This is a genomic window from Limosilactobacillus gastricus DSM 16045 (assembly GCF_001434365.1).
Lineage (GTDB): Bacteria > Bacillota > Bacilli > Lactobacillales > Lactobacillaceae > Limosilactobacillus > Limosilactobacillus gastricus.
Genome location: NZ_AZFN01000007.1, coordinates 68,060 through 84,746, shown reverse-complemented (window position 1 = coordinate 84,746; position 16,687 = coordinate 68,060). Strand labels below are relative to the sequence as shown.

Annotated in this window: 13 protein-coding genes; 3 read left to right on the top strand and 10 right to left on the bottom strand. The window is 42.2% G+C overall.

Annotated features, from left to right (window positions below):
• Positions 1–344: 344 nt before the first annotated feature.
• From thrS to FC60_RS03415, 3 genes are all read left to right on the top strand, one after another.
• The gene (gene thrS / locus FC60_RS03425; RefSeq protein ID WP_056937090.1) at positions 345–2,150 is read left to right on the top strand and encodes a threonine--tRNA ligase; all 1,806 of its coding nucleotides are present in this window, start codon (positions 345–347) and stop codon (positions 2,148–2,150) included.
• Between the two features lie 163 nt (positions 2,151–2,313).
• Entirely contained in the window at positions 2,314–2,595 is a 282-nt protein-coding gene (locus FC60_RS03420; RefSeq protein WP_056937089.1) for an ACT domain-containing protein, read from the top strand.
• Complete coding sequence (locus FC60_RS03415) at positions 2,595–3,938, top strand: PFL family protein (protein ID WP_056937088.1); 1,344 nt, start codon at positions 2,595–2,597, stop codon at positions 3,936–3,938. The genes FC60_RS03420 and FC60_RS03415 overlap by 1 nt, the downstream gene beginning before the upstream one ends.
• Positions 3,939–4,007: 69 nt before the next feature.
• On the opposite strand, the gene lepB is transcribed toward FC60_RS03415, so the two are convergent.
• The 10 genes from lepB to rpmH all read right to left on the bottom strand — a co-directional run bounded on the left by lepB (position 4,008) and on the right by rpmH (position 16,202).
• Positions 4,008–4,613 (bottom strand): signal peptidase I, encoded by a 606-nt coding sequence (lepB, locus tag FC60_RS03410; protein ID WP_056937087.1) that lies wholly within the window; start codon positions 4,611–4,613, stop codon positions 4,008–4,010.
• Between the two features lie 254 nt (positions 4,614–4,867).
• Positions 4,868–6,388 (bottom strand): UDP-N-acetylmuramyl-tripeptide synthetase, encoded by a 1,521-nt coding sequence (gene murE / locus FC60_RS03405; protein WP_056937086.1) that lies wholly within the window; start codon positions 6,386–6,388, stop codon positions 4,868–4,870.
• Between the two features lie 135 nt (positions 6,389–6,523).
• Positions 6,524–8,050, bottom strand: a complete 1,527-nt coding sequence (murE, locus tag FC60_RS03400; RefSeq protein ID WP_056937085.1) for a UDP-N-acetylmuramyl-tripeptide synthetase — start codon at positions 8,048–8,050, stop codon at positions 6,524–6,526.
• Positions 8,051–8,054: 4 nt separating this feature from the next.
• The gene (asnB, locus tag FC60_RS03395) at positions 8,055–9,965 is read right to left on the bottom strand and encodes an asparagine synthase (glutamine-hydrolyzing) (protein WP_056937084.1); all 1,911 of its coding nucleotides are present in this window, start codon (positions 9,963–9,965) and stop codon (positions 8,055–8,057) included.
• Positions 9,966–9,983: 18 nt separating this feature from the next.
• On the bottom strand, positions 9,984–11,150 hold the full coding sequence (locus FC60_RS03390) for a carboxylate--amine ligase (RefSeq protein WP_235806063.1): 1,167 nt from the start codon (positions 11,148–11,150) through the stop codon (positions 9,984–9,986).
• A 163-nt stretch (positions 11,151–11,313) separates the two neighbouring features.
• The gene (mnmG, locus tag FC60_RS03385; protein WP_056937082.1) at positions 11,314–13,218 is read right to left on the bottom strand and encodes a tRNA uridine-5-carboxymethylaminomethyl(34) synthesis enzyme MnmG; all 1,905 of its coding nucleotides are present in this window, start codon (positions 13,216–13,218) and stop codon (positions 11,314–11,316) included.
• Between the two features lie 11 nt (positions 13,219–13,229).
• On the bottom strand, positions 13,230–14,618 hold the full coding sequence (gene mnmE / locus FC60_RS03380; RefSeq protein WP_056937081.1) for a tRNA uridine-5-carboxymethylaminomethyl(34) synthesis GTPase MnmE: 1,389 nt from the start codon (positions 14,616–14,618) through the stop codon (positions 13,230–13,232).
• A 137-nt stretch (positions 14,619–14,755) separates the two neighbouring features.
• A complete protein-coding gene (gene yidC / locus FC60_RS03375; RefSeq protein WP_007121854.1) occupies positions 14,756–15,589 on the bottom strand; it encodes a membrane protein insertase YidC in 834 nt (277 codons plus the stop codon).
• A 17-nt stretch (positions 15,590–15,606) separates the two neighbouring features.
• A complete protein-coding gene (gene rnpA / locus FC60_RS03370; RefSeq protein ID WP_056937080.1) occupies positions 15,607–15,954 on the bottom strand; it encodes a ribonuclease P protein component in 348 nt (115 codons plus the stop codon).
• Between the two features lie 113 nt (positions 15,955–16,067).
• Positions 16,068–16,202 (bottom strand): 50S ribosomal protein L34, encoded by a 135-nt coding sequence (gene rpmH, locus FC60_RS09260; protein ID WP_081478367.1) that lies wholly within the window; start codon positions 16,200–16,202, stop codon positions 16,068–16,070.
• Positions 16,203–16,687: the final 485 nt, after the last annotated feature.

The window sequence follows — 16,687 nt, the reverse complement described above, 5'->3', positions numbered from 1 at the left end:
TAACCTATGAAAACTTGACAGATACTAAAATAAAAATTAGCTTGACGATTTAAATTGAGATCGCTATAATCGAACGCAATGAGAGACATATTCACTGGGTGAAGAGCAATTCAGGGAATGGTACCTTGGCTGGAAGTACCTTTGCTTACCTAATGGAGACCACTTTCAGGATTGCTATCGAAATAAGATAGCCGGCTCGTGACCGTTATTTCACCTACGAGGGAGAATTTTTTGTATTCTCTAAATTTGGGTGGAACCACGCTAATTTTCGTTAATGGCGTCCCTAGTATCTATGTTTTAGATACTAGTGGGCGTTTTTTATTTTCTATAAAGGAGATTTTCTTATGCCACAAGTTGCAGTTATGTCACCAAATGGTGAAGTTGAAAAGATTGATCGCGATTCTCAAGCTGGTTTAGAAGCCTTACGCGCCCTGTCGGCGTTGCTCTTAAAAGCCGCTTTGCACCAACAATTTGACGGAATTCGTCTTGGTGCTGCCGTTGCGGAAGATGATCAATTCTACGTTGATTCTGATAAAGATGAACAACAGGTTTCGGCCGACGAATTAGCTAGCTTAGAGGCTACCATCAAGCAATTCGCCAAGGACGACGTCAAGGTTGAATTCGCCCAAGTAAAGGTTGAAGATGCTTTAGCCGAAGTTAAGGATGACCCATTCTCAACGGAATTGATCAACGAACACGCCCAAGATGGTCTGGTTGCCATGTACGAAGTAGCTGGAGTAAAATCCGTCGCTACCCAACCGGTACTGGTTTACGGAAACGTTGTAAAGAACTACCAATTACTTTCCGTTGCCGGGGCTTACTGGAAGGGGATGTCCTCTAACCCAATGTTACAACGGATTTACGGAACGGTTTTCTTCAAAAAGGATAACCTTGAAGCAGATCTCAAGGCACGGCAAGAAGCCCGTGAACGGGATCACCGAGTGATCGGAAACCAACTCGATCTCTTCTTTGTTGATCCTAAAGTCGGCGCTGGTTTGCCTTACTGGATGCCAAAGGGAGCAACTATCCGGCGGGTCATTGAACGTTATATTATCGATAAAGAAGTCGCCGATGACTACGAACATGTCTACACCCCGGTTCTAATGAACCTAGATGCCTACAAGACTTCTGGTCACTGGGATCATTATCGTGAAGACATGTTCCCACCAATGGATATGGGAGATGGGGAACTCTTAGAATTACGGCCAATGAACTGTCCTTCTCATATCCAAGTTTACAAGCACCACATCCGTTCCTACCGTGATTTACCATTACGAATCGCGGAATTAGGAATGATGCACCGTTATGAAAAGTCGGGAGCCCTTTCAGGTCTACAACGGGTCCGGGAAATGACCCTAAATGATGGTCATACCTTCGTAACCCTTGATCAAATTCAAGATGAATTTGCAAAAATTTTGAAGTTGATTATGGATGTCTACAAAGACTTTGACATTACGGACTATACTTTCCGGCTTAGTTATCGGGATCCAAAGAATACTGAAAAGTACTTTGCCAATGATGAAATGTGGGAACAAGCCCAAAACATGTTGAAGGGTGCCATGGACGATCTCGGACTTGATTACTATGAAGCCGAAGGGGAAGCCGCCTTCTATGGTCCAAAGTTGGATATCCAAACCAAGACGGCTTTAGGCAACGAAGAAACGATGTCCACCATCCAATTAGACTTCATGTTACCTGAGAAGTTCGACCTCCATTATGTTGGTGAAGATGGTCAACAACACCGTCCAGTGATGATCCACCGGGGAGTAGTTGGAACCATGGAACGGTTCATGGCTTACTTGACTGAAATTTACAAGGGTGCCTTCCCAACCTGGTTAGCCCCACAACAAGTTAATATCATTCCAGTTAGTGACGACCGGCATGGTGAATATGCTGATCAAGTTGCCAAGGAATTGAAACACTTAAATATCCGGGCAAAGGTTGACCATCGAAACGAAAAGATGGGTTACAAGATCCGGGAATCACAAACTCAAAAAGTTCCTTATACTTTGGTAGTTGGTGATGATGAAATGGCTAACGGTGCTGTTTCGGTACGGAAGTATGGTGAACAAGAACAAAACGGCATGAGTAAGGATGACTTCTTGAAGTTAATCCAAGCTGATATTGCTTCATACTCACGGGAAAACTAATTTAAAAATTAGGGGCTAGTGAAGAGATCAAACCTTCACTAGCCTCTTTTGCTTGATTGTGTTTCACATGAAACTCTTAAATAACGAACAATTTAAAACTACTAGGATATTGAATTCGTATTTAGTATAATAAACATATCAATAATTTGGAGGACCTAGATTTATGAAAGCTATTATCACCACGGTTGGTCAAGACCAAGTTGGAATTATCGCCGGGGTTAGCAACTATCTTGCCAAACAACACATCAACATTTTAGACGTTTCACAAACCATTATGGACGGCTTCTTTACCATGATGATGTTAGTCGATCTGGCCGAAGATGCTGATTTTGCCGCCCTAACTGATGATCTCAGTCAACTTGGCCAAGAACTCGGGGTAGATATCAACATCCGGAACGAAAAGGTTTATGCAGCTATGCATGAATTAAGTGGAGGGTTAGATTAATGGATAACCGGCGCATTTTCGAAACGGTCAACATGATCGCCAATGAAAATCTGGACTTGCGGACCACTACGATGGGAATTTCCCTCTTAGATTGTATTGACGGTGATAGCGACCGTGCTTGTCAAAAGATTTATGACAAGATCACCACGAAAGCCCAAAATTTAGTCAAAGTTGCCGAAGATATCGAAACTGAATTTGGGATTCCGATTGCTAACAAGCGGATCACCGTTACTCCAATCTCCTTAATTGCCGCCGCTTCTGGGGATGAAGATTACGTAAAGTATGCCCTAACGCTAGAAAAGGCGGCCGAAGCCGTTGGAGTCGATTTAATCGGGGGCTTTTCGGCCTTAGTCCATAAGGGTTACCAAAATGGTGATCGGACCCTGATTAAATCAATTCCCGAAGCCCTTAATCAAACGAGTCGCGTCTGTGCCAGCGTGAATGTTGGTTCTACGCGCAGCGGAATTAACATGGACGCCGTTAAAGAAATGGGTGAAGTAGTCATCCAAAACGAAGCTCTCGATCCTTTGTTGAATGGACGCTTAGTAATCTTCTGTAATGCAGTAGAAGACAATCCATTTATGGCGGGTGGTTTCCACGGCGTCGGTGAATCTGATGTGGCTTTAAACGTCGGGGTATCAGGCCCAGACGTAGTCAAAACGGCCTTGGAGAAGGTTCGTGGTAAGTCAATGGACGTTGTTGCCGAGACAATTAAACAAACCGCTTTTAAAGTTACGAGGATGGGTCAATTAGTCGGTCAAGAAGCATCTGAACAACTCGGGGTTGACTTTGGGATTGTCGATCTTTCCTTAGCCCCCACTCCAGCCCAAGGAGACTCGGTTGCTAACATCTTAGAAGAAATTGGTTTAGAAAGTGTTGGTACTCACGGTACCACCGCCGCCTTAGCAATGCTAAATGATGCCGTTAAAAAAGGTGGAATTATGGCCTGCAGCCATGTTGGGGGACTATCTGGGGCTTTCATCCCTGAATCAGAAGATGCCGGGATGATCGAAGCCGCTGAAAAGGGGATCTTAACCTTTGATAAATTAGAAGCAATGACCGCCGTTTGTTCCGTGGGGTTAGACATGATTGCCGTTCCTGGCGATACCCCAGCTACTACGATTAGCGGGATGATTGCTGATGAAGCAGCAATTGGTATGATCAATAATAAGACCACAGCAGTTCGCGTCATCCCTGTTCCTGGCAAGACAGTTGGTGAAGATATCGAATTTGGAGGGCTCTTTGGTCGAGCACCAATTATGGCCGTTCATGAAGCTAGTTCCGCCGCCATGGTTAACCGTGGTGGTCGCATCCCTGCTCCAGTTCATAGTTTTAAAAACTAACAAAAGAAACTGGGAAAAAATAATGAGGGTGGAAAGAAATGTCAATGAGCATTTCTTTCCACCCTCTTTTTAGTTCTTAAAATAATGTTTCCAGAATTGATTAATGTTGTAGCGCGTCGTTTTCGTCCCTGACCATGGAGCTACCTTAACAACCCCTAAGATCTTACTCTTTGGGACAAAGCCCCAATAGCGACTATCATTCGACACACTACGGTGATCACCCAAGACAAAGTAATAGCCTTTTGGAACCTTCGTCGCCCCATTGTACTTTAACCACCCATTTTTAATCGAGATGCTTTGGAGGGTCCAGTTGCCCGTTCCGGTTGTCCGTTGATAGCTACTAATGTAAGAATGACTAACTTTCTTACCATTAACGTAAAGATTACCATTTTTCGATTCGACTGTGTCACCGCCCACGGCGATAACCCGCTTAACATAGTTGGTCTTACTGGTGACTTGTGGATCTACCCCATTAGCGTCAAAGACAATTACGCTCCCCCGGTGAATTTTAGCCTGTTTAAAAGTCCATACCTTTTCATTGTTCTGTAGATTAGGTTGCATAGACGGCCCGTCTACTTTAACCCGTTGAACAACAAAGACGTTTAAAATTAAGGCTACTGCTAAGCCCAAAGCAACTGGAATTACCCAGCTCATGATCGACCGGAAGGTTTTCATGGTGTTTCCTCGTTTCAAAAATTAATTAACTATGGTTATCATACAACTTTTCCGGTGTCGACACCACTAAAGAAAACAAGGGTAGAAAGAAACACTAACATTTCTTCCTACCCGTATCTCTTTTGATCACACTCTTAATTACGGTCAAAAAGCGCGCCCCACGAGTCTAACTACGAACTCACGTCGTCCCTTTCGTACCAACATTCGTTCTAGGTTAGCCCTATGGGACGCCTTATGCTTTTTCCCAGCTTCACTTATTTATCATATTCAACCATCAACTTTTGCGATAATTGATAATCGCCAATGTATGGCTTATCACCATCCACGTCATGCATAAAGACCTCGCGACCTTTTCCGGCCATGAAAATGACATCGCCAGGTTTAACCATCGCAAAGGCCTGTTCAATCGCTTTTACTCGATCAACCTCAACAATTACTTGTAATTCAGGATTCGTAATATTAGCTTTAATATCGTCAACAATTTGGTATGGATCTTCCTTAAAGTTATCTTCACTCGTTAGAATCGCCACATCCGCGTATTCTGACAAGGTCATCCCGATATCATGACGACGCGACTCAGCTTTGCCTCCAGCCGCACCAATCACCACAATTAAACGTCCCTTTGGATACTCATGTTTCATAAACTTAAAGCTCTCCGAAAGGCTTAAATAATTATGCGCATAGTCAACATAGGCCACATACCCATGATGATTACTTAAAAATTCCATCCGGCCCGGAACGGTGGTGGCTAATAAACCAGCCTTAATCTGCTCCTGATCATTCGTTAATTGTTGGGCCACAGCGATAGCTGCCGTTGCATTAGCATAATTAAAGTCTCCAGGAATCTTAATTTGATAATCGCTTGTACCGGCGGTCGTTTTAACTGTAAATTGACCATGGGGGTGGCCTTGATATTGGTAATCAGCCGCCGCATCTTGGCCGATAGAAATCACCTTGGTTTGATAAGCTTGTGCCTTTTCTGCTAAAAAGGCATAGTCTTTAATTTCCCGGGAAATAATGACCGTTTTGCTATTAGCAACAATCTGACTCTTACAATATAGATAATCATCAAAATCTGGGTGTTCAACTGGACTGATATGATCAGGTGAAATATTTAGGAAAACACCGTAATCAAATTCTAGTCCATAAACCCGCGATTTCTTATAAGCTTGACTAGAAACTTCCATCACCAGATACTTCATCCCATGATCAACGGCTGCTTTTAGCATGCGGAATAAATCCAACGATTCAGGGGTGGTTAAATGCGCTTCAATAAAATGTTCACCATCTAAACATTCATCAATCGATGATAATTGAGCAACTTGCTTGCCAAAAACTGCTTGTAAGATGTGTCGTGTAAAATAAACCGAGGTCGTCTTCCCTTTAGTACCCGTAAACCCAATCATGGTTAAAGATTGATCTGGGTTACCGTAAAAAGCTCGCGCGACCGTTGCCATAGCTTTTTGAACATCAGTTACAATGATCGCAATCACTGGTAACTGGGTCTTTAAGATATCATCAACTTGGCTCCGTTCCGTAATGGTCACAGTTGATCCAGCTGCAACGGCGTCTTGTAAGTATTTAAAGTTAAAATTTAACCCCTTACAGAAGAAGAGCGCCTGTGACTTAACTTGGCGGGAATCATAGGTCACATCCGTTATTTCGGTTGCCCGAACGGATTCTGGAAGGGTGTAGTGCCGTTGGTTGTCACAAATGACCTCTTCGAACAGTTGGCGTTCTTTAAGCAAACGCACAACCTCATTAACTGTTAACATTGTTTGTCTCCTTGTCTAGCTATCTGAGAAAATTATACTAATCGCCTTTGATCCTTCTTTTTCAAATTCAAGAATATTTAAGGAAGTTCCCCATAAAAATAGTGGAGCCAACCTCCTGGATGGTCCACTATTAACTTACTTCGTCAATTCTTGCGCTAGTTGATAATCACCGAAATACGGTTGATTTCCACTTGCTACTCGCAGGTATTGCTCACGACCTTTAGCGGCGAGAAAAACGACATCTTGGGGTTGAGCAAGAGCAAAAGCTTGCCGAACGGCTGCTTCACGATCTAGGATCTCTAAAACCTCAACCGGCTTCGGACCTGAAAGATAGGAGTGGATCTCTTGAATCACCTTTTGTTGGTCTTCTCCATAAGTATCATCACTAGTTAGAATTGCAATATCTGCATATTCCATCAAAGCTTTAGCAATTCCTGATCGACGCGATTCCGCCTTATTACCAACCGAACTAACCACCACAATTAAACGACCTTGCGGGTATTCATGTTTTAAAAAGGCAAAGCTTGCCGTTAAACTTAAATAATTATGGGCATAGTCAACGCAGGCAATAATTCCGTTAGGAGAAGTCATCATCTCCATCCGTCCCGGAACAACCGTCTCCAATAAGCCTTGTTTAATCGTGGCCGGTTTAATCTTCAATTGAGCTGCCACAATCATCGCTGATAGGGCATTAGCATAGTTAAAGTTACCCGGAACCATTACCCGATATTGACCATCCAACTGTGGCAATAGGTTCCGATTGGTCTTAACTTTAAAATAGCCATGTTCTTCTGCTTGGTATTGATAATCACAGCCTGGACGAACACCAAAAGATATGACGGGAACATTCCTTTCACGAGCTTTTTCAATTAGTAAATCATAGGCCGCAATTTCCCGGGAAATAATGATCTGCTTACTGTGCTCAATAATTTGACTCTTACAATATAAATAATCATCAAAGTTTGGGTGTTCGACTGGACTAATATGGTCAGGTGAGATATTTAAAAAGACCCCATAGTCAAATTGTAAGCCATATACCCGTGATTTCTTATAGGCCTGACTTGAAACTTCCATGACCAAATACTTCATACCGTGGTCAACAGCTTCCCGCAACATCCGAAATAGATCTAAGGATTCTGGTGTTGTCAGATGGGATTCCACATAATCAGTCCCATTTAAACAATTATCAATTGATGATAATTGCGCTACGTTTGACCCGTATTGTGCTTGTAAAATATGACGTGCGAAGTAGACCGAAGTCGTCTTACCTTTCGTCCCGGTATAACCAATCATGGTTAATTGCTCATCAGGGTTCCCATAAAAGCCACGTGCTAAAACGGCCATCGCCTTTTGAACATCATTAACGACAATTTGGATCGCCCTTAGCTGTTGAGCTTTAACGATTTCAACTTGTGCTTGACTCGACAGAATAGCAACTGCACCTTTATGGATAGCATCGATCAAATACTGCGTATTAAAATGAAGTCCTTTGCAAATAAATAGTGCTTGTGCTTCTACCTGACGAGAATCATAAGTCAATTGGTTGATTGGTTGATCCTTAAGTGAGTCTGATAAGTCATAATGCCGTTGCTGATTGATAATGACTTCTTCAAACAATTGGTGAGCCTTTAATAGGTCAATGGCCCCTTGTAACGACAGCATGTCTTTACCCCACTTGTTGAGCTTGATCAATTACTGATTCATCCGGTTGATAATGATCAATAAAGTATAGTTTATACCAAACCAAGAAAGTATAAATGGTCCATAACTTTCGGCGCCCATCAATCTTCCCAGCAAAGTTATCATCAGCTAATTGCAATAACTTAGCTTGGTCAAAGAATTCGTTCACAAAATCTTCAGCAAACATTGCCCGAACTTCTTTGTAGTACTTTTCTTGATGCAACCATTCCCGAATTGGAACAGGGAAGCCCATCTTAGGACGCGTTGCCCATTCTTCTGGTAAGTGCCGATTAGCGGCCATTCTAAAGGCCCACTTCGTTCCCTTATAGTTAAAGAGATATTTACTTGGCGTCGTCCGGGCCACATCCATTACTTTTCGATCCAATAATGGAACCCGTAGCTCCAAGGAATTTGCCATACTCATCTTATCAGCCTTTAATAAGATATCACCTGGCATCCATTGGTGAACATCCATGTATTGCTTCTTAGCAACTTCATCAATATCCTTAGTAGCCACTTTATCATACAGTGGATCCATAATCTCAGCGATCGTCGGCCCACAATTATAATCCTCTTGCAATAAGTCTGCTGCTTCAGCAGGCGAGAAAATATAGGCTTGGCCGATAAAGTCCTCATTCGCCGGAGCGAGAGCGTGGTACAAATGTAAGCGCCCTGGGAAGTTAGGTGATTTCTTAAGGGCCTTACTTAAACTATGCCGTTGCTTTTGCGGCAGTTTCTTTAATTGATCGGCAAACCACCGGATCGCCTTAGACTTCGTATTAAAACCATAGTCCGTATATCCGGCAAACAATTCATCAGCTCCCTCGCCAGATAGCATGGCCTTGTAGCCATTATCCTTCGCCAATTTAGTTAAAAAGTATAAGGGAACTACGGACGGATTTGAATCGGGTTCATCTAAATAGTATTGAATCTTCGGAAAAGCATTGAAGGCTTCTTCATTCGTTAGGGTCTTATCAGTATTCTTTAACTCTAATTTTGCTGCTAATTCGCGCGCTTGCTTAGTTTCATCATACCCACTATCAAAGCCGATTGAGAAGGTATTATCAGGCTTCATCATCGCCGTGACATAACTTGAATCAACCCCCGCAGATAGAAAAGAGCCAACTTTAATCCCCTCATCCGCAAATGAGTGCGCCTTAACCGATTCATCCACAGCTGCTTCAATCTTATCAACCGCTTCGCCGAATGATTCCTCTTCGGGATCAAAGTCAACATCCCAGTATTGCGCCATTTCAAACTTGCCATCTTGGTAGTGGAAGTAATGCCCTTCTGGTAATTTAAAGACGCGCTTAAAGAAGGTTTCCCGCGTCGCTGGGTATTGGAAAGTCAAGTATGGTTTAAGCGCTGCTTTGTTCAATTCCATCTTAAAGGAAGGATGATCTAAAAAGGCCTTAATTTCAGACCCTACAAAGAATGTTCCGTTCATTTGAGCATAATAAAGCGGCTTAATGCCAAAATGATCCCGCGCCCCAAACATGGTATTAGTTTGCCGATCCCAAATAATGAAGGCAAACATGCCCCGCAATTTTTTAGCGATATCTGCTCCCCATTCTTCATACCCATGTAAAATTACTTCCGTATCGGCATGGGTTCGAAAAATGTGTCCAGCTTCAACCAATTTTTCACGAAGCGACTTAAAATTATAAATTTCCCCATTAAAAATGATGGCTTTTGATTCATCCTCATTAAAAATTGGTTGCCGACCACTTTTGACGTCAATAAAACTCAACCGACGAAAACCAAGGGCCACATGTTCATCAACATAATGGTTGGCATCATCTGGTCCGCGATGAACAATCCGTTTCATCATCGTTTGAATTTCATTATCTTTTAATTGCGGAGCTTCGTCATTCACAAAGGAAACAAATCCACACATGTTTTTCTTCTCCTGATCTTATCGTTGCACAAAATATTTTTTGTAATTCCCTGGCATCAAATAGAAAGCATAATGCATCAGCATCCGTTGCTTCAAGGTATCGTCTTTATCAAAGGCCGTCGTGCCATATTTACCTGCCTTCAATAATTTCACTGCTCGATCCTTATATTCACTTTCTTTAGCATATTGATAGAAGATCTTTTTAGGTACCCCCAACCATAATTGATCGCCATCCGCATATTCAGTTTCCGTGAAGGGTTGGTGATAAATGACGTCTTCTACGACATACTTCGCAAGATTATAACCATTAAGGGTACAATAAAAACTACTCCGTCCCTGACGAAGATTAATTTCAAAGACCTTGTAAGTATCATCCCGACGGTCATACTTCAGATCAAAATCAGCAAAACCAACATACTCGATCTCTTCTAAAAACTTCTGAATAGTTTGATAAATCTGATCATTTTTTTCGGGCAAGATCACCATATAATTACCCACGGCCGCTGGTGATGGGTCTTCCAAGAGGGGATGACCTAAGGAAATCATCCGCACATGATGATCAGAATCCACATATGCATTCACTACGCGCATATTAGAATCATCACCAGGAATAAAGTCTTGGCAAATCATCTTCCCGGTATAACCAGCTTGATAAATTTTGGGTAATAGTTCATCAAATTGTTGCCGGGAATCTAAAATGAAGGCCTTCTTGCGTCCCTCAAAATCAACATCTAGCCAGGCGATACTATCCGAAGGTTTTAAGGCCACTGGGAAATCAAATGGTAATTCAATCTTTTCACCACGCTCAACCATTTCCCGGGAAATTAATTTCGTTTTTGGATATGGTAGTCCATATTCTTCAGCGGCCGCATAGAAGGTCTCTTTGCTACCTAAACGTTTAAAAAGCTCATTATCAACATAAGGACAAACAAACCATTGCTTTAATTCCGTTAAGTGTTCTGAAATTAATTCCGTATAGCCATCCCCACATGACAATAATAAGTACTTTTTATTTGGATCCATCGTCTTGGCAAAGGCCGTCAAGGTTTCCATAAAGACGGGATTACTATTAAATCCTTCTACCACACGCACATCAACTAATTTCGTGTAACGCGTTGGTGCCATATGCATAACCCCAAAAGCAATACTCTTAATCCCGTATTCGTGATAAAAGGAGCGGGCCATTCCGTAACAGTTAAAGTCCGTTCCTAGTAAAACGGGTTGAAAATCAACTTGTGTTTTCACTTTTCTTCTCCCGTAATCGTCGCTTGACGTTAATTTACTCTATCCAATCATACCATTTTGCACCCAATTGTACAGATTGATTAGTTATTCTTAAAGAATGATTTTACTTTAATTTTCCTTGCCGTAAGTAAACACTTAAAATTGCTAAATCAGCCGGATTGACCCCACTAATCCGCGAAGCTTGAGCTAAAGTTTCTGGACGAATCTTAGCTAATTTTTGGCGGCCTTCGGTGGCTAAGTCTTCAATTTGGTTATAGTCAATCGTTGCAGGAATCCGCTTTTCTTCCATCCGCTTCATCCGTTCAATCCGGGCTTCTTCTTTTTTGATGTAACCATCATATTTAATTTGAATCTCCACTTGTTCTTGCTCGTGCCGACTAAGTGGTTTTTCTAAAGCCGGAACAAACTGTTGCAAGGTCTGATAATCAACATATGGTCGCTTCAAAAAATCGGCAGCTACAATGGCATCTTTTAACGGATTGTCACCATTAGCTTTAATAAAGGCATCAACCGCTTGACCCGGTTTAATCCGGTAGTTGTTAAGGCGATTAATTTCATCTTGAATATGGGTTTGCTTAGCTTTCAAATGGGCAAACCGCTCATCAGAAACTAAACCAATCCGATGTCCATACTTCATCAACCTTAAATCAGCATTATCGTGCCGGATTAATAAGCGATATTCAGCCCGACTTGTCAAAAGTCGATAAGGTTCCTTGGTTCCCTTTGTCACTAAATCATCAATCATGACCCCAATATAAGATTCCGATCGTTTTAAAACTAGGGGTTCCTTACCTTGAATTTTCAAAGCCGCATTAATCCCAGCAATTAATCCTTGGCCGGCCGCTTCCTCGTAACCCGACGTCCCATTAGTTTGTCCTGCTGTATATAACCCTTGAATTAGTTTAGTTTCCAGCGTTGGATGAAGTTGATAAGGCGCCACGACATCGTACTCAATCGCATATCCCGGCCGCATCATTTCCGCTGTTTCTAAACCCTTAATTGAGTGAATCATCTTTTGTTGGATTTCTTCCGGCATCGAAGTTGATAGGCCATCCAAATAGAATTCGTCAGTATCCCGACCTTCTGGTTCCAAAAAGACCTGATGACGATCTTTGTCAGCAAACCGAACAATCTTGTCTTCAATGGATGGACAATAGCGTGGGCCAACCCCTTCAATCAAACCAGAGAATAAGGGCGCCCGATCTAGATTATCTCGCAAGATTTGATGGGTCGTGGGGTTGGTGTAGGTTAACCAACTTGAAATTTGATCTTTCAACGGTAAGTAGGCAGTATCCGGTGTATCAAACGAAAAATGGTGCGGTTCTGGATTACCCGGTTGTTCTTCGGTCACTTGATAGTCGATCGTGTTCCCATTTACTCTTGGCGGGGTTCCAGTCTTAAACCGTTGAATGTCAAAACCCAGCTCCTTAAGTGAGGCCGTTAATTTCATTGCCGGTTTTGAATTGTTAGGACCAGATTCGTACTGCAATTCCCCAATGATGATCTTTCCGCGCGCAGCCGTTCCTACCGTCAAAACCACAGCCTTGGCTAAATAACGGGCCCCGGTATTCGTTACGACCCCTTTGACCACGCCCTCTTCAACAATTAATTCATCAACTAACCCTTGTCGTAAGGTTAAATTCGGTTCTTGTTCAATCGTCCACTTCATTTGCCGATGGTAAGCATGTTTATCAGCCTGAGCCCGCAAGGCCCGAACTGCTGGACCTTTCCCAGTATTTAACATCCGCATTTGGATATAGGTTTTATCGATGTTGTGCCCCATTTCGCCGCCCAAGGCATCAATTTCGCGGACAACGACGCCTTTGGCTGGTCCCCCTAATGATGGGTTACATGGCATAAAGGCTACCATTTCCAAACTAATCGTAATTAACAAGGTCTTTTGCCCCATCCGGGCAGCGGCTAAAGCGGCTTCACTCCCCGCATGCCCCGCTCCAACAACAATCACATCATAAGTTGGCCCTTGATATTGAATGACTTTTGCTTCCATTTTCTTCTCCATTATTTTCCTAAACAGAATTGACTAAACAGTTCCGTTAATAATTCATCCTGATAAGAATCACCAGTAATTTCACCTAATAAATTCCATGCGGTCGTCATATCGATTTGAACTAAGTCGACCGGTAAGCCAGCGTCCAAGCCGGATAAAACCTCCGTTAGTGCACTTTCGACTTGTTTTAATAAACCAATATGCCGGGCGTTGGTTACCATCACTTGATTTTGCCGATTTTCGATACCTTCATTAAAGAAGCGGTGACTGATCGCTTGCCCTAGCTCTTGCATTCCTGACTGTTCCAAAATCGAAGTCTGAATAATCGGGTCCCCATTAACTAAGGTTTTTAAATCCTTTAATTCAATCGCACTTGGTAAATCCGTCTTATTTAAGATCACCATCCGTGGAGTTTGTTCAGTGGCGGTAATTAATTCCCGATCTTCTTCCGATAAGGGCCGTGATTGATCAATTAACAAAAGAATTAAATCAGCCGTGATAATCGCTTGGCGACTCCGTTCAACCCCAATTTTTTCCACCTGGTCATCAGTATGCCGAATTCCAGCCGTATCAATTAACTTTAAGGGGACCCCTTCAACATTGACGTACTCTTCGATAACATCTCGCGTGGTTCCAGCCACGTTCGTAACAATTGCTTTATCTTCATGTAGTAAGGCATTTAAAAGGCTTGATTTACCAACATTGGGCCGGCCGATAATAGCGGTGGCTAATCCATCTCGCAATACCTTACCTTGTTGAGCGGTTTTTAAAAGTCCACTAACCCGCTCCTTAACCATCGTCGCCTTTTCTCGCAACATTTGGGAGGTCATCTCTTCAACAGCATCATATTCTGGATAATCAATATTGACTTCCACTTGGGCTAAGACATCTAAAATATCTTGTCGTAATTGACGGATCAAGCGTGATAAATCACCATCCAATTGATGCAAGGCTACATCCATAGACCGATCTGTTTTCGCCCGAATTAAATCCATGACAGCTTCAGCTTGGGAAAGATCCAAGCGACCATTGATAAAGGCCCGCTGGGTAAATTCACCCGGATCCGCTAAGCGAGCACCATAGGATAAGACTAACTGCAAAATTCGATTCGTGGCTAAAAGTCCGCCATGACAGTTAATCTCAATTACATCCTCACGCGTATAAGTTCTCGGAGCTCGCATCACTGAAACCATAACTTCATCAACCTCTTGTTGATTACTTGGGTCCACGATATGACCATAATTAATGGTATGTGTTGCTACCTTGGCTAAATCCTTCCCCCGAAATAGCTTTTGAACCACTGGTAAGGCATCATCACCACTAACCCGAATAATGGAAATTCCGCCTTCTCCAACGGGGGTTGAAATTGCCGCAATTGTATCTTGATCCGTTTTTACCATACTTGTTTTCTTTCTCGTTTCAATAAAAAAAGCGCAAAGCCACCCGTATTATCGGAATGGTCAAAGCACTTTCACTACTCTAACGAATATTCACTTTTAAACAGTCATATTTTAAAAATAATTAAATCGAATGTCAATTATTTCCGTTTACTTTGGTATGCCTTTCGTTTAGCTTTTTCTATCTTCCGTTGATGATCACGTTCCGCCTTTTGTTTGGCTTCCCGTTCCCGCCGAATCTTAAATGGATTTTGCACTAGCAAGACCTGAACCACTTGAAAGGCATTGGATACAACCCAGTAAAGGGTAATGGCTGCCGAGAATTGTAAGGCCATAATGAAGATAAAGATCGGCATAATGTAAGTCATCGACGTTGTCATCGAATTTTTTTCAGGCATTGAAGCCATTGACAACCACGAACTAATAAAGGTAAAGACTGCCGCTAAGACCGGCAAAACAAAGTAGGGATCCGTTTTTCCTAACTGCAACCATAAGAAAGATCCAGTTTTCAAAACGTTAGTCCGCCAAATAGCCTGATACAAAGCCCACATAACTGGTAATTGAACCAATAATGGCAACATGGACGCAAATGGATTAACCCCCGCCTCACGATACAGCTTTTGCTGTTCCGCTTGAAGCTTTTGCATCGTTTCGCGATCCCGCGATGAGTACTTCTTTTGTAATTCTTTTAGTTTCGGTGCTAATTCCTGGGTTTTAACCATTGACTTTGATTGGTAATACATCAATGGCAAAATGATGATCCGAATCAAAATCGTGAAGATAATGATCCCCATTCCATAACCACCAAAGATCTTTGAGAGCCAGATAATAAATTGCGAACAATTATATACAATGTAATGGTCCCAAATTCCCGTACTATGACTCGTAATGGGCTTATTTGAACAAGCGGCCAATAAAACTGTTAGGCCTAAGACACTAAAAATACTAGCTAATTTCTTGTGTTGCTTTTTCAATCGACTTTCCTCGCTTTTTAATCTTCTTCCGTTAATAAATGAGCCAATTTTAAGGCATGGACTAGGTTCTTTTTGGTTTCAGCCATTGACATTCCCTGGGCCGCCGGACGAGCAATCACCAGAAAATCAACATCCGCCTTGATTTGTGGTTTCACTTCTAATAAGGTCTGGCGTATCCGTCGTTTAACCCAACCACGTTGAACGGCGTTGCCAATTTTTTTCCCAACCGAGATTCCAACACGGAAATGGGGTTGATTGGGCTTGGCAATTTGATAAATCACAAACTTATGATTGGCAACTGATTGATGTTGTTCAAACACTCGTTGAAATTCTTGTTCCTTTTTGACGCGATATGATTTCCGCATGGCCTAATCTCCATTCCCAGCTTTGCAAAAACAAAAAGAGGCGAGCAACGACAACTACAACAAATGCAGTAGACGGTTGCCCTGCCCCTTTACCAATTATTGACGATAATATCTTAAGCAGATAATACCTTACGACCCTTTTGACGACGACGCGCCAAAACTTTACGGCCGTTACTTGTGCTCATCCGTGAACGGAAACCGTGAACACGTGCACGGTGACGCTTCTTTGGTTGAAATGTGCGCTTCATATTTTTGCACCTCCTCAGCAGCTAATTTTTTATTTCATGGTCTAAAAAGACAATCTCTTTAAACATACTTAGAAAGTATAGCACACTTTTTAACGGGATAAAACCTGATTTTCTAAAGATTCACTCTGAGTAAAAATTATTTATCCACAAAATAATACACAGCGTTGTGCAAAACCACTTCTGCTTTCTCACTTTTCCACAACAGTTTTCACGGGTTTTCCGGTTTTCCACGATCAGTGGGTATAGTTTTCCACAATTTTGGGGATAACTTTTAAAAATACTAATTTACCAAGCTTTTGGGCCTGTGGATTTCCCCACTTCTCTTGTGGATAACTATGAAAGGGCCTAATTTTTTCCACTTTTTCACACCCGTGTGGACAATTTCCACACAGCGTGGTGGAAAAAATAAACTTTCTTGCTTCATCCTGTGGAAAACTTTTTTAACTAATGATAAACTTAATCACTGAAATCTTATCTTTGAGGAG